The organism is Bacillus sp. FG16 (genome assembly GCF_057809515.1).
Window position 1 is genome coordinate 1 of record NZ_JBMDKC010000112.1, and the last position, 17,197, is coordinate 17,197.

17 protein-coding genes, 1 other RNA gene, 1 pseudogene and 1 riboswitch are annotated in these 17,197 nt (G+C 35.6%); of the genes and pseudogenes, 16 read left to right on the forward strand and 3 right to left on the reverse strand.

What is annotated here, in order from left to right; genetic code table 11:
• Positions 1-2,355: PBP1A family penicillin-binding protein (locus ACODS7_RS27035; RefSeq protein ID WP_488828014.1), on the reverse strand; the 2,355-nt coding region annotated here is incomplete at its 3' end.
• Between the two features lie 66 nt (positions 2,356-2,421).
• Entirely contained in the window at positions 2,422-3,024 is a 603-nt protein-coding gene (recU, locus tag ACODS7_RS27040) for a Holliday junction resolvase RecU (RefSeq protein ID WP_000155599.1), read from the reverse strand.
• Between the two features lie 103 nt (positions 3,025-3,127).
• Here recU and ACODS7_RS27045 point away from each other — a divergent pair, with 103 nt between their 5' ends.
• The 3 genes from ACODS7_RS27045 to ACODS7_RS27055 all read left to right on the forward strand — a co-directional run bounded on the left by ACODS7_RS27045 (position 3,128) and on the right by ACODS7_RS27055 (position 5,172).
• On the forward strand, positions 3,128-4,153 hold the full coding sequence (locus ACODS7_RS27045; protein ID WP_029441864.1) for a DUF2515 domain-containing protein: 1,026 nt from the start codon (positions 3,128-3,130) through the stop codon (positions 4,151-4,153).
• Positions 4,154-4,569: 416 nt separating this feature from the next.
• On the forward strand, positions 4,570-4,812 hold the full coding sequence (locus ACODS7_RS27050; protein WP_016082241.1) for a hypothetical protein: 243 nt from the start codon (positions 4,570-4,572) through the stop codon (positions 4,810-4,812).
• Positions 4,813-4,827: 15 nt separating this feature from the next.
• Positions 4,828-5,172: a YppE family protein gene (locus ACODS7_RS27055; RefSeq protein ID WP_000786937.1), complete on the forward strand. Its 345-nt coding sequence runs from the start codon at positions 4,828-4,830 to the stop codon at positions 5,170-5,172.
• 26 nt (positions 5,173-5,198) lie between these two features.
• Here the strand turns inward: ACODS7_RS27055 and ACODS7_RS27060 are convergent, their stop codons facing one another.
• Positions 5,199-5,390 carry a YppF family protein gene (locus tag ACODS7_RS27060; protein WP_029441865.1) on the reverse strand — a complete coding sequence of 64 codons (192 nt, stop codon included), beginning with the start codon at positions 5,388-5,390 and terminating at the stop codon, positions 5,199-5,201.
• A gap of 177 nt (positions 5,391-5,567) precedes the next feature.
• Here ACODS7_RS27060 and ACODS7_RS27065 point away from each other — a divergent pair, with 177 nt between their 5' ends.
• The 13 genes and pseudogenes from ACODS7_RS27065 (at position 5,568) to pbuX (ending at position 17,115) form a co-directional block, all read left to right on the forward strand.
• On the forward strand, positions 5,568-6,092 hold the full coding sequence (locus ACODS7_RS27065; protein ID WP_243168685.1) for a YppG family protein: 525 nt from the start codon (positions 5,568-5,570) through the stop codon (positions 6,090-6,092).
• A gap of 155 nt (positions 6,093-6,247) precedes the next feature.
• Positions 6,248-6,673 carry a CotD family spore coat protein gene (locus ACODS7_RS27070; RefSeq protein WP_029441867.1) on the forward strand — a complete coding sequence of 142 codons (426 nt, stop codon included), beginning with the start codon at positions 6,248-6,250 and terminating at the stop codon, positions 6,671-6,673.
• Between the two features lie 56 nt (positions 6,674-6,729).
• Positions 6,730-7,284 carry an SLOG family protein gene (locus tag ACODS7_RS27075; RefSeq protein WP_029441868.1) on the forward strand — a complete coding sequence of 185 codons (555 nt, stop codon included), beginning with the start codon at positions 6,730-6,732 and terminating at the stop codon, positions 7,282-7,284.
• A gap of 97 nt (positions 7,285-7,381) precedes the next feature.
• Entirely contained in the window at positions 7,382-7,717 is a 336-nt protein-coding gene (gene gpsB / locus ACODS7_RS27080; protein ID WP_000622431.1) for a cell division regulator GpsB, read from the forward strand.
• Between the two features lie 86 nt (positions 7,718-7,803).
• Positions 7,804-8,194, forward strand: an RNA gene (gene rnpB, locus ACODS7_RS27085) — RNase P RNA component class B.
• 180 nt (positions 8,195-8,374) lie between these two features.
• Positions 8,375-9,514 (forward strand): THUMP domain-containing class I SAM-dependent RNA methyltransferase, encoded by a 1,140-nt coding sequence (locus ACODS7_RS27090; RefSeq protein ID WP_016082236.1) that lies wholly within the window; start codon positions 8,375-8,377, stop codon positions 9,512-9,514.
• A 61-nt stretch (positions 9,515-9,575) separates the two neighbouring features.
• Positions 9,576-9,758: a DUF3921 domain-containing protein gene (locus tag ACODS7_RS27095; protein ID WP_000376898.1), complete on the forward strand. Its 183-nt coding sequence runs from the start codon at positions 9,576-9,578 to the stop codon at positions 9,756-9,758.
• Positions 9,759-9,896: 138 nt separating this feature from the next.
• A complete protein-coding gene (locus ACODS7_RS27100) occupies positions 9,897-11,834 on the forward strand; it encodes an ATP-dependent DNA helicase (protein WP_098629012.1) in 1,938 nt (645 codons plus the stop codon).
• A gap of 101 nt (positions 11,835-11,935) precedes the next feature.
• A complete protein-coding gene (ypwA, locus tag ACODS7_RS27105) occupies positions 11,936-13,453 on the forward strand; it encodes a carboxypeptidase (RefSeq protein WP_029441869.1) in 1,518 nt (505 codons plus the stop codon).
• A gap of 49 nt (positions 13,454-13,502) precedes the next feature.
• Positions 13,503-13,977: pseudogene (locus ACODS7_RS27110) on the forward strand (GNAT family N-acetyltransferase).
• Positions 13,978-14,122: 145 nt separating this feature from the next.
• The gene (locus ACODS7_RS27115) at positions 14,123-14,869 is read left to right on the forward strand and encodes a type I methionyl aminopeptidase (RefSeq protein ID WP_243168684.1); all 747 of its coding nucleotides are present in this window, start codon (positions 14,123-14,125) and stop codon (positions 14,867-14,869) included.
• Positions 14,870-14,985: 116 nt separating this feature from the next.
• Positions 14,986-15,087, forward strand: a riboswitch (purine riboswitch).
• A 108-nt stretch (positions 15,088-15,195) separates the two neighbouring features.
• A complete protein-coding gene (locus ACODS7_RS27120; RefSeq protein ID WP_000866483.1) occupies positions 15,196-15,789 on the forward strand; it encodes a xanthine phosphoribosyltransferase in 594 nt (197 codons plus the stop codon).
• Positions 15,790-15,792: 3 nt separating this feature from the next.
• Positions 15,793-17,115 carry a xanthine permease PbuX gene (gene pbuX / locus ACODS7_RS27125; protein WP_000809230.1) on the forward strand — a complete coding sequence of 441 codons (1,323 nt, stop codon included), beginning with the start codon at positions 15,793-15,795 and terminating at the stop codon, positions 17,113-17,115.
• Positions 17,116-17,197 lie beyond the last annotated feature (82 nt).

A 17,197-nucleotide genomic window follows, 5' to 3' on the forward strand; every position in this document is an offset into this window, starting at 1 on the left:
TTTTTTCTTAGCTTCTTCATCGGCCTTTTTCTTAGCCTCTTCTTCAGCTTTTTTCGCATCTGGAGTTCCGCCAGGCGCAGTGAAGGATGCACCAACTGCTGGGCTTGTGCCAGTGCCTTTTTTCGCTACTACAGAGAAGCTGTAAGTAACACCTGGTTTAATACCACCAAGAGTAGCTGTCGTACCACTTATTGATAGGCTACCACTTGAACCGTCAGTTGCTTTATAGCTGGCTGCATATGCATCAACTTCTGCTGGTCCAGACCAGTTTAGTGTAACTGTGCTAGCGCCATCGAAAGTGACATTCAGACCACTAGGGGCATCTACTTTAATTTGTTTAATTGCATCTTTTTTCGCACCTTTTACGTATAACTCTCCGTTTATTTCTTGAACAGAAGAAGGACGTTCAAAGCGTGATTTATCTGTAGCGAATTTGCTCATCATTACTTGGAACATTTGCTGTGCAATTTTAGTATAACGATCACTAATGTAGTTTTCTGGACCATTCTTTACGTAACCGGTCCATACAGCCATCGTATATTGTGGTGTATATCCAGCGAACCAGCTATCCCTGTTTGCATCAGCTGGAATGCCGTATTTCTTTAAATCTTTTGCATCAAAGTTTTGCGTTCCAGTTTTACCCGCTACGTCAACACCTGAAACATATGCTGTTGGTCCTGTACCACCAGAACCAGGTTTTACTACGTCACGAAGAACGTCAGTTACCATGTAAGCTGTATAGTCTTGCATAGCGCGTTGTTCTTTCGGTTTAAAGCTTTTCTTTTTCCCGTCCGGGAAGGTTACTTCTTTTACGAAGTGTGGTTTATTATAGTTACCACTATTACCAAAGGTTGCATATGCACCTGCTACTGCTAATGGAGAACTATCGTTACTACCAATTGCAGTAGATTCATGTACTCCATTTTCAAATGTCATGCCTAAACCTTCAGCAAACTCTTTTGATTTATTAAGTCCAACTGTTTGAGCTGTCTTTAAAGCCGGGATGTTTAATGACTTCTTCAATGCTTCACGAAGTGAAACGTCACCTTTAAAACTCCCTGTAGCATTTTTTATCTTTGTGCCATCAGAATAAGTATATTCAGAGTCATTTAATTGATGATAAGTAGACCACTGAAGATTCTCAATCGCTGGACCGTAGTCGAAAATTGGTTTCATTGTTGAACCAACTTGGCGTTTTAAATCAGTTGCCATATTATGACCTTTGAAAGTGGACTTATTTTCTTTACGTCCAGCACCAATTGCTCGAACTTCTCCAGATTGTGTATCCATAAATACGAATGATCCTTGGAATTGATCGTTTGGATACTTAATAAGATTGCCATCCATAATTTTTTCAGCGTAATCTTGAGCATCTTGATCAAGTGTTGTATGAATCGTTAAACCATCTGAACCGATATTTACATCAGGATATTCTTTTTCAACTTCTTTTACAACTGCATCTAAAAATGCTTGATACTTCATCTCAGTTATTTCTGAAGACGGTTGAAGGCCCTCTGTTACTGGGATCTTAACTGCGTTATTCATTTCTTCTTTTGTTATATAACCATGTCGATTCATTAATGATAATACGACATTACGACGATTTGTTGCTCGTTCAACATTTTCCTTTTTTGTTGGATCATAAATGTTTGGACCTTGGGGTAAACCAGCGAGCATAGCAGCTTCATGTAATTGCAAGTCTTTTAAATCTTTACCATAATATTTTTGCGCTGCTGTCGCAATACCATATGAACGGTTACCTAAATTAATCTTATTTAAGTACATTTCTAAAATCTCATGTTTAGAGTATTGTTGCTCTAATTTATAAGATAAGTACCATTCTTGTACTTTTCTCTTAGCGGTTTTATCCATCGTTAGAAAATAGTTCTTAACGACTTGCTGTGTAATCGTACTACCACCTTGGGAACCGAAACCACCAGTGACATTTTCCATAACTGCTTTTGTAGTTCGTTTAAAGTCAATTCCATTATGATCATAGAAACGCGAATCCTCAGTTGCAAGGAATGCATTTTCAACTACTTTTGGAATTTGATCATAAGTAACATGCGTTCGTTTTTCAGCACCGTATTCATAGAAGAAATTTCCGTTTTTATCAAGAAACTTTGTTGATAAAGGATTAACAAGTTTGGATTTATCTAATTTTGGAGCGTCCTTTACCATAACAAAGAAAGCGGAAACGCCGGCTACAAGACCAACGATACCAAGAAGTAGACAACCTATAAGGAATTTCTTGAAAAAGGAGCCTTTTTTCTTTGGTTTTTCTTCTTTATTTGTTTTTTTCTCTTGATTTTTTACATGATTTCGTTCTGTACGAGAACGATAATTATCTGACATTATACTTTCTCCTACCTTTCATTCTCTCCCCCAAAAGTCGAAAAAAGAGCCTTAGTGATGACTCTATCACGAAAAATAAACCGTGTCTAGTACACGGATATAGTCAATCCGAGGGTGATAACCGCATGATAATAAGGATCCATGCTCTTCTATTTCTTCTTTCGTAATCGACTTGCGTCCACCTGTATTTTGACGATTCCAAAATGCAATAATATGTTTTGCATCTAATAAATAAAATTCATCAAAAAGTGTAAATTTAATAATGACAAATGCAATTCCATTATGAGCAACCACTTGCTTCATATGTTCAATTTGATGAAGGTGGAAGTTTTGAAGTGGGAAACTAGTTTTATTTTTTGTTTCCTTCGCTTCAAAATCGATGTATTTCCCTTTGTATACACCGTTGTAATCTGTTGTAGAAGGTTGTTTAAAATACGCTTCTTTTACCACTGCAGCACTTCGAGCGGGGTAATCTACTTTTACAATTTGAAGAGGTGTAGGTTTTTTATGTACACATGCAATATTATGGGTTAAGTAATATTGATTTGTTTCATTCAATTCCTCTTCAAGGGACATACCTCTATTACTATAAGTATGTGTTTTTATAGGTGTTTTTTGAGGTTGTGAAGCTTGATTATACCTTTTTCCATTTGGGTAACGAATGGTCATAGTGTGTCCACTCCCAACTTGTTAAGAATTACTTACAAAGGTGATTATATCAAAAAATGAAAAAAGATGTGACCTTTTTGATGAAAGGTATGATGACTTATTCATGTTTACAGGGAATGATTATATGAAAATTAAACAAAATCGAGAAAAAAAGTTTTGTACAGAGGAAGAAAAAGAAATTATTTACAATATTAAAAAGAAAACAGAAATAGCTAATGTGGACAATATTTCTCGGACGCAATCTTATCAAGAATATTATTTAAGAAATAGTGAAATCAGGTGGGCCTTTTTAGCGAGTATGGTTTCGAGAAATGCAGGATGGAATATGACTGATTTGGAAGGGAGATATTATGCTACTATTTTACCTAAAACGGTAAAAAAACATTTATTTCTTCTATACGAACAAGCTAATTGGATTATTTTCTTAGATGCATTTCCTCAGTTATTATTGTATGAGGAAAGTAAGAAGAGCTGTGCACCTCTCTTTCATTTGTTGCAATATTTCAGTGTATCAATTTTTATGGAAAAAGAATGGTTACTTTTCTGGGAAAGAAGAGATATGAATAGGCTTATGACAGCGCTTATTATAAATGAACAAAATAAAATTCAAAAACCAGTCATTGAGAACACATATTTTAAAAAATATGTATTCCATACTGCACTTTTTAAAGTACAAGAAAGATTTCATATTAGTGCAGTTATCTTCCCAACAATTGAAGGGAGAATGTATGGATTTTCGGTTTATCAATTTGAAACGTTACAACAGCGTATAGAACTGGGAAAAAAATTAGCATGGTTATTGTTTCATCCGATTTATAATGGTTCTTTTTATAAGTTTGCATTGCAAACTACACATACTGGGTCTAGAGAAGATTATGAATTTTACGCAAAGAAAACTAGAAAATCTTGTACGCCAGCACTTAGAGATGTTTATTCTGTTGTTTCACATGAAGAAATAAAAATGAGAGATTGGTTTTGTGCAAATATGAAAATGAATGTGCTATTTGTACTTGAAGAACCTAAAGGGGAAGTTAATATAACAGAATGGTATAGAAGAAAGAGGGAACAAATCTATAGGATATCTATCATAAATCGTTTTGCTAAAAGGATGGATGAGTTCATGATATAATAAAAAAGAAGTCCCGTCTTCCATTTTGAAGACGGGACTTCTTAATTTGAAATAATCCTGCTATGCTTGCTACGACTTTAATCTCAAAACGTAATGCTAGTAGGAGATTAAGGGTGACTAGAAATTTAACCGTTCGTAATAAAGTCTCGCTTTATGTAGCAGGGAAGTTTGGACCATCTAGCTTTGGATTGCCAGTCTCGGGTTTATTTTGTTGTTTGTTTTGTTTTTTCTTTTTTTCATTTTTGTTCTTTGCCATTGTAATACACCTCCTTTTTGTATTGTTACCATTTCTATAAATGACATACGAAATGATTTCTTTGACGAATAACAACTAGTTTTGTCATGTGGGCAGGAGTGGTGAATCATTCGGCGAAATTACATGACAAAGGAAAAGCAAAGAAGGAGGCGTTTTGTATATGGCGATGGTTCAGAAGGAAGATGTAATGAAAAAAATGGATCAAATGTTAAGTTCTCTCGATTTGCTGGAAATGAATATAGGGATTAGAATGAATCATGCATTAAAGGGTGCGAGTGAAAAAATATGCAATAAGATAGAAATAACAGAAATGCATATTGAACATATGGAAAATAAATTAGTGCATCACGAAGAAAAAGGGAATTGGGTAAAGACATTTCAAAACGTCGTAGTGAGTGCATAATAAGGTGGGAAAGAAATGAAGAATGAAGCATTAATACAGTCTTCAGAAAAACTCATGCAGTATAATAATGAAGCGAATGTAAAAAAAAGAGAACTGATTGAATACGATTTTTATAAGGATATGAAACCGTTTGTAGATATGGTAGATGAGGAATTAGAGAAGTGGAAAGAATTAGCTTATACGTGGATTAAAGAAGAAAAGCCAAAGTATATACATGTACAGCAAATTGATCAAGTATACGATAATTTACAAACGAATGTGTTACAATGCTTTGTAAATAAAGGTAAAGGTAAACGATTCTTTGAAACACACCAAGCCGTTTCGTATACTTTGCAAAATATAGTTGAGCAATGTAAATAACAAGAGGGAGAACCCTCTTGTTATTTTTATGCTTCTGTCATTGTTGTAGGTTTTGTTGCGCCGTTTATTTCTAATTCTCTTATTAATGTTCGATAATCTGATATGCATATTTTTCCTTCGAGATACCAATGTCTCGCAAAGTCTAATAATTCATTTGCATTCTCTGTGCAATACCCCTTTTTTTGAGAAAACGCTTGTTTTAAATCCCCTAATACCATGTTGATTCCTCCCCCATGAGAATCTTCTTCTTAATTATCATAGCATGGAAGGGTTTTCTTTCTTAATTTTTTAAAAATTTAAACTTCCGACAAAAATAGACAGATACTCCATCACACATATTATTTTATAGGTACATATTATATATGTAGAAACTTATGTAAAGGAGGAGAGAATGCATGTTTCAACAACCTAACGTATATCAGCAAACGAATCCATATGCACAGCAAAATATGTACCAATATAATACGGATACATATTTACGGTATAATATGTATCCTTTCGAGCCTTATTATGGAAATCAAAATTATTATCAACCGTTTGAAGTGTCATTTATGAATCAAGCTCAACAACCACAACAGCAGCAATCTTATGTGAATCAAGCTCAACAATCACAAGCTCAGCAACCATACATGAATCAACAACAGCAGCAGCCTTATATGAATTCGCAATATTATATGCCACCACCAGCGGCCTATGCTAATCAACAAGGGATGTTTTATCCACCAAAACAACCGTATCCGACGCAGAGTAAACAAAAGCAACAACAGCCAAGTCAGTTTTCTAGTTTTGTTTCTCAATTTAAAACATCAGATGGTAACTATGATGTAAATAAAATGATGAATACAGCTGGACAAATGATGAATGCGATGAATCAGGTGACAGGTATTGTAAAGCAAGTTGGAGGCTTTTTTGGTAAGTAATGTTGAAGGGTTGTCTATGAAAGTATTGTATATGAAATAAAGGACTAGACAAATTTCCTTGTAATAAATGGGTATATATAACAAACGGCTTTCTCTCTTTTCTCATACTGTAAAGTGTAATCAGATTTTTTTAACGAGAGAGGAGAGAAAAAACTATGCATCATTGTCATCCTTGCTTTGGAGGGCATAAGCCTGTAGGACCTATTTGTACAACTGCTCCTGTCGTTCATCCGACGAAACAATGCGTAACACACTCTTTTTCAACAACGGTGGTGCCACACATTTTCCCAACACATACAACACATGTACACCATCAACAAATTAAAAACCAAAACTTCTTCCCACAAACAAATTCAAATGTAAATGTCGTGGACCCAATCGATCCAGGATTTGGTGGCGGATGTGGACCGTGTGGCCATGGCCATCATCATCATCACGGACATCAAATTTCTCCATTTGGACCAGGACCGAATGTGTCACCGTTTGGACCAGGACCAAATGTATCACCATTTTTACCAAACAATGTATCGCCAATTGGTCCAAATATCGGACCAAACGTTGGTGGAATATTTAAAAAGTAAATGATATGTTAGAACTAGCGAAATGCTAGTTCTTTTTTTGTAATTGGAGTGTTGATATGAAAGTTATTGCAGTAACAGGATATAAGCCATTTGAACTTGGAATATTTAAAAATGATCATCCAGGGGTGGAGTGTATAAAGAAGGCCTTACACCGTAAATTAACCACTTTTGTAGAAGATGGTTTAGAGTGGGTTATAATAAGCGGTCAGTTAGGTGTAGAATTATGGACTGCTGAAGTTGTTTTTGAAATTCAAATAGAATATCCAGATTTAAAATTAGCGGTATTCACTCCGTTTTTAGAACAAGAAGAAAGTTGGAAAGAAGATAATCGTGAATATTACGAATTTATTCTCTCCCAAGCAGACCATGTTGATAGTATCACGAAAAGGAAGTATGAAAGTCCAGAGCAATTTAAATTAAAAAATCAATTTTTTATTGAAAAAAGTGATGCGCTTTTAGCGGTATACGATGAAGAAAAACCAGGAAGCCCCAAATATATTGTAGAAGCAGCAAAGAAAAAAGGGGAAATAGAAAATTATCACAGTTATTTCATTCTTTTTTCTGATTTACAAGATATAATAGAAGAGGAACAGTGGAATAATGCAGAGTAATATGTAATATAGTACTCGTATATATGATTGACAAAAAGCATTGTTTCTGAAAAAATTTAGTTAATGAAAGTTTTGGTAAAAATTTGAGGTGAAGAAAATGATTTCGGATAAAATTAAATTAACAGCGAAAGATATTTTAGAAAAAGAATTTAAAACAGGTATGAGAGGTTATCAGCAAGAAGAAGTAGACAAGTTTCTTGATATGATCATTAAAGATTATGAAGCTTTCCACAAAGAGTTTGAGCAATTAAAGCAACAAAATGCTCGTTTAAAGCGTGAATTAGAGGAACAAAAACTAGCAGTAACGCAAGTTCCACAACAACCTGTACAAACACCAGTTGCACAACCGGTTTATAACAACACGAATACGGATATTTTAAAACGCTTATCTAACTTAGAAAAAGCTGTATTTGGAAGTAAGTTATACGAATGATGTAAGGTGGGAAAAGGTTTAAGCATTTTACATAGAAAAAAACGTTGCAAAATCTTTTTGTTTCCACTATACTAATGGATGTCATAACGTTTGGGTAATCGCTGCAACGCCAACGTTGTAGAGGAAAGTCCATGCTCGCACGGCCTGAGATGGCTGTAGTGTTCGTGCCTAGCCAATTCATAAGCTAGGGTATTCTGGCTGTAAGGCTGGTTTAACGGCAGGGAAAAAACCTAAGTCCTTTCGGATATGGTTTGACTACCTTTAAAGTGCCACAGTGACGAAGTCCTTGAAGAAATGATAGGAGTGGAACGAGGTAAACCCCACGAGCGAGAAACCCAAATAATGGTAGGGGAATCTTTTCCAAGGAAATGAACGACGGGAAAGGACAGGTTTTATAACCTGTAGATAGATGATTGCCACCGGAGTACGAGGCGTGGGCCGTTTGTAGTACAAAGGAACAGAACATGGCTTACAGAACGTTATGAACCAACTATGAAATAACTCAGCTCTCCTTTGTTAGAGGAGGGCTTTTTATTTGTATGAAGTTATAAAGTATGAGTTAAAATGATTAATGAGAAAATTCTTCGTAAAATGTAATGATTAATAGAACCAATTGCTATTAATTATTGTTTGAATATACATAAGAGGTGAATACAAATGGGAAAAGTTACTTTAATTGCAACAGCGGCAATGGGTATTGAAGCGTTAGTTGCCCGAGAAGTTCGCGATCTTGGTTATGAATGTCAAGTAGAAAACAGCAAAGTAACATTTGAAGCAGATGAAAAGGCGATTTGTCGCACGAATTTATGGTTACGTACTGCAGACCGTGTAAAAATTAAAGTTGGCGAATTTAAAGCAACAACATTTGATGAGCTATTTGAAAAAACGAAAGCATTAAACTGGGGAGATTATATTCCAGAGAATGGCGAATTCCCTGTTATCGGTAAATCTTTAAAATCTGAATTATTCAGTGTTTCGGATTGCCAACGTATTGTTAAAAAGGCTGTCGTTGAAAAATTAAAAACAACATATAAACGTACAACTTGGTTTGAAGAAGATGGTCCGTTATTCCGTATCGAGATTGCAATGCTTAAGGATATTGCAACATTAACAATTGATGCGAGTGGTGTTGGACTTCATAAACGTGGATACCGTATGGATCAAGGGGAAGCTCCGTTAAAAGAAACATTAGCTGCGTCTTTAATTAAATTAACAAACTGGAAGCCAGATCGTCCATTTGTTGATCCATTCTGTGGATCAGGTACAATTCCAATTGAAGCAGCATTAATTGGACAAAACATTGCACCAGGATTTAACCGTGGTTTCGCATCAGATGAGTGGGGCTGGGTAGGTAAACAAAACTGGCGTGAAGCTCGTCAAGAAGCTGAAGATTTAGCGAACTATGATCAACGATTACAAATCATTGGATCAGATATTGATCATCGTATGATTCGAGTTGCTCAAGATAACGCAGACGAAGTAGGCTTAGGCGATTTAATTACATTTAAACAAATGCAAGTAAAAGATTTCACAACAAAAGAGGATTATGGCTACGTTGTAACGAATCCTCCATACGGAGAACGTTTAAGTGAAAAAGCACTCGTTGAACAACTGTATAAAGAAATGGGACAAGTATTCCGCCCATTAGATACATGGTCAGCGTATGTATTAACAAGCTACGAAGCATTTGAGAAGTGTTATGGAAAAGATGCGTCGAAGAAGCGTAAACTGTTTAATGGATTTATCCGTACAGATTACTACCAATACTTCGGAAAACGTCCACCGCGTAATTCATAGTATAAAACTCCTCCAGCGCGCATATACTGGCTATTATGTAATGCGTAAAGGAGGAAGTGATATGGATAGTTTCCAATTATCAATGATTCAAAAAGCTATTCACCGTACGTATGATGAGCTCGGAAAAGAAGTGGATAGTCAAGGTGTAATTGTAGATGAAATACAAAAAGCACAAGAAGAATATTTGTCAGCTCTTTCACATGAAACGGCGATTGATAAACGATATTTAAAGTCATTAATATAGAAGAAAATTTTCCTTTTTCGAAAGGAAAATTTTTTTTCGTGAATTTCGATGTATTGCAACAGGGGAAAGAGGTTGCACACATATGTGTAGCAGTTGCTATATCTTTTTATAGAAAAACTTTTTGGTTGGAGGCTAAGGATGTTTACTGAGAAGAGATTACCATTTGAAGTAGGAAAACAAGATAATTTTTATGATAAGTTGAATGAGTGGATTGGAGATGTGTTTTACGACATCCTTCCGGAAAAAGGCTTTGAAGAGCGTGATGAACAAATTTTTATGGCGTTTCAGTTAGAACGCGCTTTCCAAGAAAAGAAAGTTATGTTCGCAGAAGCGGGTGTAGGAACAGGGAAAACAATTGTATATCTTCTATATGCAATTTGCTACGCGCGTTATACTGGAAAACCAGCAATTATCGCTTGTGCAGATGAAACGTTAATTGAGCAGCTTGTAAAAGAAGAAGGGGACATTGCTAAATTATCTGAAGCATTAGGTTTATCAGTTGATGTAAGACTTGCGAAATCAATGGATAATTATTTATGTTTACGAAAATTAGAAGATGTTATGAGTGGACGAGCTCCAGAAGTAATTGAAGACCTATATTATGAATTACCACAATTCGTATTCGATCATGGTACGATGCAAAACTTTACTCACTATGGTGATCGAAAAGAATTTCCACTTTTAAATGACGAAGAATGGTCAAGAGTAAACTGGGATTACTTCCAGGATTGCTTTACTTGCGATTCACGTCATCGCTGTGGTCAAACTCTTTCTCGTGAACATTATCGTAAAGCAGCAGATTTAATTATTTGTTCTCAAGATTTCTATATGGATCATATTTGGACGTACGATGCTCGTAAACGTGAAGGACAAATTCCGTTATTACCTGAAAGTAGCTGCGTTGTATTCGATGAAGGGCATCTTGTAGAGTATGCAGCTCAAAAAGCTTTAACGTACCGTTTAAAGCAAACGATGATGGAGCAACTTTTAACGAGATTGCTACAAAACGATATTCGTGAGGAGTTTGCACATTTAGTAGAAGAAACAATTTGGCAAACAGAGCGATTCTTTGATGTGTTACAAGAAAACAAAAAAGAAATTGCCGGTTCTGATCGTTTAGAAATTACTGTGACAGAAAAAGTAACAGCTGAAGCGAAACGACTTTATGCAAAAATCGGTGAAGTTGGAGATGCATTAGTATTCGAAAGTGAAATGCATACAGTAAACACGTATGATTTAAATATTGTTGATGAGCATTTAGATGTATTAGAACATTCACTTCGTCTGTTCATGCACGAGAAAAATGTAATTACTTGGGGTGAAGAAGGTGATGGTGCCTTCACGTTAGTGATTATGCCGCGTGCAGTTGAAGAAGTATTACAAGAGAAAGTGTTCTCGAAGAAAATACCGTATATTTTCTCTTCTGCGACATTATCGAACAATGATTCATTCGCGTTTACAGCTAATAGCCTAGGGGTAACAGATTACTTATCATTCTCAGTTGCTTCACCGTTTGATTACGAAGAGCAAATGGCAGTAAACTTACTATCGCATACGAAAGAAAATGAATGGGAAAGAAAGTGTCAATATACACTTGAAAATATACAAAAAACAAATGGACGTACGCTTGTATTATTCCGTACAACGCAAGAGCTTGCAGCGTTCAAAGAGTATGTAAGTAAAGAGCAAATGTCGGTTCCGTTCTTATATGAGGGAGATCAGGAAATTAGCCAGCTCGTTTCTCGTTTCCAAAATGAAGAAGAGACTGTACTTTGTGCGGTTCATTTATGGGAAGGTTTAGATATTCCTGGTTCATCATTATCACACGTTATTATTTGGTCATTACCATTCCCTCCAAACGATCCTGTGTTTGAAGCGAAACGTAAGCACGTAAATGATCCATTCTGGGATGTAGATGTACCATATATGATTTTACGACTTCGTCAAGGAATTGGGCGTTTAATTCGTACAAGTGAAGATAAAGGTGCTATATCAATCTTCTTATCTGATTCAGAAGATGAGAAAGTAGTTGCAGCTGTGAAAAATGTACTGCCAGTAGAAGGTAAAGAATTATAAGGAGAAAGCTTGGCGCTTGCCAAGCTTTTTTTCTATTATAAAAGGAATTTATGTTTCCGTGTCGAATTAAGTTTGAGGTAGAAAAAGGAGGCTTTTATACGATGACAGTTGCTACATATGAGGTAGAAAAACAATTTTTAACATACGTGAAGAAGATACAGAATTACGGAGAAGCATTAAGTTTAATGTTTTGGGATTTAAGAACAGGTGCACCAAAAAAAGGTGTAGATCAGCGTTCAGAAGTAATTGGTATGCTTTCGTCAGAAGTGTTTGCTATGTCGACTTCAGATGAGATGGGAAACTATTTAACAGAACTTGAAGCTTTAATACGTGAAGATAAACTTTCTGAAACGACAAAGAAAATGGTTGAAGAGTGTCGGAAAGAATATGATAGAAATAAAAAAATTCCACAAGCTGAATATGAGGCTTATGTGAAATTAGAAGCGAAAGCAGAGAGTGTGTGGGAAGAAGCTCGCGAAAAATCTGATTTCGAAATGTTCCGCCCGTACTTAGAAAAAATTGTTGAATTTAAAAAGAAATTTATTACATATTGGGGTTATGAAACATATAAATACAATACATTATTAGACATGTATGAGCCAGGTATTACAGTAGAAGTTTTAGATCACGTATTTGGTCAACTTCGTGAGCGCATCGTGCCGCTTGTAAAAGAAATCTCTGAGTCTAAAAAAGGATTAAAAACAAGTGCTTTATCGGAACAGTTTTCAAAAGAAAAACAAAAGAACTTTACATTAGAACTATTAAAGCAATTGAATTATGACTTTGAAGCAGGTCGTCTTGATGAAACAGTACATCCTTTCGAAATTACATTAAATAGAGGGGATGTTCGTATTACGACACGCTATGATGAAAAAGATTTCCGTATGGCTGTATTTGGAACAATTCATGAATGTGGTCATGCAGTATATGAACAAAACATTGCAGAACAATTTGAAGGTACACCACTTTGCAGTGGTACATCTATGGGTATTCACGAATCACAATCATTATTCTTTGAGAACTTTATCGGCCGTAATAAATCATTCTGGAAGAAAAATTATGATTTATTAAAAGAGTATAGCGATGGTCAATTTGATGATATGTCAGTCGATGAGTTTTATGATGCAATTAACGAATCGAAGCCGTCATTCATTCGTATAGAAGCAGATGAGCTTACATACCCGCTTCATGTTATGGTGCGTTATGAATTAGAGAAAGAATTATTTGATGGTACATTACAAGTGAAGGACTTACCAGCAGCTTGGAATGATAAGATGGAAGCATATTTAGGAATTCGTCCGGAAAATGATGCGCAAGGTGTATTGCAAGATGTTCACTGGGCTGGTGGCTCATTTGGATATTTCCCATCTTATGCGCTTGGTTACATGTATGCAGCGCAATTTAAGCAAAGAATGTTAAAAGATATTCCGAACTTTGATGCATTATTAGAAGAAGGAAACGTAACACCGATTCGTGAATGGTTAACAGAACATATTCACCAATATGGTAAAACGAAAAAGCCACTTGAAATTTTAAAAGATGTAACAGGTGAAGGCTTAAATGCAAACTACTTAGCCGATTATTTAGAAGCGAAATATAAAGAGATTTATGAGTTGTAAAAAAAAGAGCTGCTTAATTGCAGCTCTTTTTGTTAAAGGGGATGGGAGAATGGGTTATACATATACAGTAATGAAGCAAGAAGAAGCGGAGGAAATTGCGTATAACTGGCATTATGAAGGGAAATATTCTTTTTATGATATAGAGGCAGATGAAGAAGATTTAGATGAATTTTTACATGGTGAGAGTAGAGGGAATCATACATTTTCTGTGAAGCAAAATGGCATTCTCATTGGTTTTTTTTACTGTTTGTAAAATGAATGATGGAACGGTTGATATAGGACTTGGAATGAGACCTGATATAACTGGCAATGGATTTGGTTTACAGTTCGTAAATGCTGGACTAGCTTTTAGTGAAGAAAAATACGGATGCAATTATATAACACTATCAGTAGCGACATTTAATGAGAGAGCAATCAAAGTGTATAAAAGAGCAGGATTTGAGGCAGTTGGAACGTTTATACAGAGAACAAATGGTAGTTGTTTTGAGTTTTTGAAAATGAATTACATGTGTAAAAATGATTAAAAAACAGAGGGATCTTCTGTTTTTTTTATTTTGATGTAGAAATATATGATACATATTTTTGTACTTGTTGTAATTGAGGGTTTTGATGTGTATGATTGAATTTTAGTAGCAAATAGCAGGTTTAGTAAGGAAAGGTAGAGGTAGTATGATTACAATTAAAACGAAAAATGAAATAGATTTGATGCATGAATCTGGAAAATTACTTGCTTCATGTCATAAAGAAATTGCGAAAATGATAAAGCCAGGTATAACGACACAAGAAATTAATACGTTTGTTGAAATGTATTTAAAAAAGCATGGTGCCACATCTGAACAGAAAGATTACAATGGGTATCCATATGCGATATGTGCATCTGTAAACGATGAAATGTGTCATGGGTTTCCGGCCGATGTTCCTTTAAATGAAGGAGATATTGTAACCGTTGACATGGTAGTAAACTTAAATGGTGGTCTTTCAGATTCTGCTTGGCCGTATATAGTCGGAAATGTTTCTGATGAAGCAGAAAGGTTATTGTTAGTAGCTGAAAAAGCTTTATATAAAGGGATTGATCAGGCAGTAATCGGTAATCATGTAGGAGACATTGGTTATGCAATTGAAAGTTATGTAACAAATGAAGGTTTTTCTGTCGCAAGAGACTTTACGGGACATGGAATTGGTAAAGAGATTCATGAAGAACCAGCAATTTTTCATTTTGGGAAGCAAGGACAAGGGCCTCAGTTACAAGAAGGAATGGTGATTACGATTGAGCCGATTGTCAATGTAGGTATGCGATACTCGAAAGTAGATTTAAATGGATGGACTGCAAGAACGATGGACAGGAAATTATCAGCTCAATACGAGCATACAATTGCGATTACAAAAGATGGACCAGTCATTTTAACGAAGTTGTAATTGGGAATGAAAGAGTTTACAAAACTCGAACGAAAATAGTAGTTTTTAAAAATTCGTACGTGTTTTTTCGATAAATGCTTTTCAAAGTATAAAAAGTGCGTTATAATCCTTCTATAAAATAAATAGTTAGCTACACTCATATAATCGCGGGGATATGGCCTGCAAGTTTCTACCGAAGTACCGTAAATACTTTGACTATGAGTGAGGACGAATATAATTGCTTGTTTAGCATTCTTTTTTTGCGAAACTCCAAAAGCGCGTCTCTCACTTGTAACGAGTGGTGGCGGCTTTTGGAGTTTTTTTATTGCATAAGAGGGGGAACAAACATGAAAGTATTACAAGAAAAGATTTTGAATGAAGGAAAGGTTTTATCTGGTGATGTATTAAAGGTGGATGCATTTTTAAATCACCAAATTGATCCAGTACTTATGCAAGAAATCGGAAAAGAATTTGCTAAACGTTTTAAAGAAGAGAACATTACAAAAATCGTGACGATTGAATCTTCAGGCATTGCACCAGCTGTTATGGCTGCATTAGAGCTTGGTGTAAAAGTAATCTTTGCAAGAAAACGTAAATCGTTAACGTTACAAGATAATATGTACGTTGCAAACGTATATTCATTTACAAAACAAGAAACAAATGAAATTTCATTATCTCGAAATCATATCGATGAAAATGATCGCGTGCTAATCATCGATGACTTTTTAGCAAACGGTCAGGCTGCTTTAGGTTTAATGAGTTTGGTAGAGCAAGCAGGAGCAAGTATTGCAGGAATTGGAATTGTTATTGAAAAAGCATTTCAAGATGGAGGAAAGAAGCTTCGTGAACAAGGTGTTCGTGTTGAATCACTAGCAGAAATTGCATCACTTGATAACGGCACAGTTACATTTGTACAGCAAGAAACTGCGGAGGTGAAATAAACGATGAAGCAGCATCCATTTAAAATTGCATCGCTTGGTATGCAGCATATGCTTGCAATGTATGCTGGAGCAATTATCGTTCCGCTTATTGTGGGCGGTGGACTTGGTTTAAATCAAAAAGAGTTAACATATTTAGTCTCAATTGATTTATTAATGTGTGGCGTTGCGACAATTTTACAAGCATTATCAAATCGCTTTTTCGGTATTGGACTTCCCGTTGTACTTGGTTGTACATTTACAGCCGTTGGACCAATGATTGCGATTGGAAAACAATACGGTGTGTCTTCCATTTATGGAGCAATTATTGCTGCTGGATTGTTCGTTGTTATTTTTGCAAAGTTATTCGGGAAACTTGTAAAGCTTTTCCCACCTGTTGTAACAGGATCTGTTGTTACTGTAATTGGAGTTACACTTGTTCCAGCAGCAATTAATGATATGGCTGGAGGAGTAGGAAGTAAGGATTTCGGTAGTCTTGAAAATTTAGCATTAGCATTTGGTGTGTTACTATTTATCATCATTATGTATCGTTTCTTTGATGGATTTATTCGTTCAATCTCTATTTTACTAGGTCTATTGTTCGGTACAATCGTTGCAGCGTTTATGGGGAAAGTAAGCTTGCAAGCGGTTGGAGAGGCTGATTGGTTCCATGGTATTCAACCATTTTACTTCGGTACACCAACATTTGAATTAACACCAGTTATTACGATGATTCTCGTTGCTTGTGTAGGGATTGTAGAAGCAACGGGTGTATACTTTGCATTATCTGATATTTGCAATAAAAAAATCGGTGAAAAAGAATTAACAAAGGGCTATCGAGCAGAAGGATTAGCGATGGTGTTAGGTGGCATTTTCAACGCGTTCCCATATACAACTTACTCTCAAAACGTAGGACTTGTTCAATTAACTGGAGTAAGAAATCGCGTTATTATTTATACTTGCGGTGGTATGTTAATCGTTCTTGGATTCATTCCTAAAATCGCAGCTATTACAACAATCATTCCGAAATCAGTACTTGGCGGTGCTATGCTCGCAATGTTCGGTATGGTAATGGCATATGGTATTAAAATGTTAAGTAGCGTTGATTTTGGTAAACAAGAAAACTTATTAATCGTTGCATGTTCTGTCGGAATCGGGCTTGGTGTTACAGTCGTTCCTACATTATTCTCACAACTTCCTGAAAACATTCGTATTTTAACAGATAACGGAATTGTACTTGGAAGTGCGTCAGCAGTACTTTTAAATATCGTATTTAATATGGTGCCGCAGCGTAAAGTGAAAGTAAAAGAAGAGCCGGTGTCTATGCAAAGTGCGGTAAGAGAAGCGTAAAAAAGCAAGGTCTCGTTATGAGACCTTCAGGCTGTGGAGAAAGTCTTCTCTACAGCCTGTTTTTGTGTCTGAACCTCTTTTT

What these genes read in the sequence shown, in the direction of transcription:
- recU (WP_000155599.1), bottom strand. Translation starts at nt 3,024, where the DNA reads ATGACCATTCGTTACCCAAATGGAAAAAGGTATAATCAAGCTTCACAA.
- ACODS7_RS27090 (WP_016082236.1), top strand. Translation starts at nt 8,375, where the DNA reads ATGGGAAAAGTTACTTTAATTGCAACAGCGGCAATGGGTATTGAAGCG.
- ACODS7_RS27055 (WP_000786937.1), top strand. Translation starts at nt 4,828, where the DNA reads ATGAAGAATGAAGCATTAATACAGTCTTCAGAAAAACTCATGCAGTAT.
- ACODS7_RS27095 (WP_000376898.1), top strand. Translation starts at nt 9,576, where the DNA reads ATGGATAGTTTCCAATTATCAATGATTCAAAAAGCTATTCACCGTACG.
- ACODS7_RS27120 (WP_000866483.1), top strand. Translation starts at nt 15,196, where the DNA reads ATGAAAGTATTACAAGAAAAGATTTTGAATGAAGGAAAGGTTTTATCT.
- ACODS7_RS27060 (WP_029441865.1), bottom strand. Translation starts at nt 5,390, where the DNA reads ATGGTATTAGGGGATTTAAAACAAGCGTTTTCTCAAAAAAAGGGGTAT.
- pbuX (WP_000809230.1), top strand. Translation starts at nt 15,793, where the DNA reads ATGAAGCAGCATCCATTTAAAATTGCATCGCTTGGTATGCAGCATATG.
- ACODS7_RS27100 (WP_098629012.1), top strand. Translation starts at nt 9,897, where the DNA reads ATGTTTACTGAGAAGAGATTACCATTTGAAGTAGGAAAACAAGATAAT.
- ACODS7_RS27075 (WP_029441868.1), top strand. Translation starts at nt 6,730, where the DNA reads ATGAAAGTTATTGCAGTAACAGGATATAAGCCATTTGAACTTGGAATA.
- ACODS7_RS27115 (WP_243168684.1), top strand. Translation starts at nt 14,123, where the DNA reads ATGATTACAATTAAAACGAAAAATGAAATAGATTTGATGCATGAATCT.
- ACODS7_RS27045 (WP_029441864.1), top strand. Translation starts at nt 3,128, where the DNA reads ATGTTTACAGGGAATGATTATATGAAAATTAAACAAAATCGAGAAAAA.
- ACODS7_RS27050 (WP_016082241.1), top strand. Translation starts at nt 4,570, where the DNA reads ATGGCGATGGTTCAGAAGGAAGATGTAATGAAAAAAATGGATCAAATG.
- ACODS7_RS27070 (WP_029441867.1), top strand. Translation starts at nt 6,248, where the DNA reads ATGCATCATTGTCATCCTTGCTTTGGAGGGCATAAGCCTGTAGGACCT.
- ACODS7_RS27065 (WP_243168685.1), top strand. Translation starts at nt 5,568, where the DNA reads ATGTTTCAACAACCTAACGTATATCAGCAAACGAATCCATATGCACAG.
- gpsB (WP_000622431.1), top strand. Translation starts at nt 7,382, where the DNA reads ATGATTTCGGATAAAATTAAATTAACAGCGAAAGATATTTTAGAAAAA.
- ypwA (WP_029441869.1), top strand. Translation starts at nt 11,936, where the DNA reads ATGACAGTTGCTACATATGAGGTAGAAAAACAATTTTTAACATACGTG.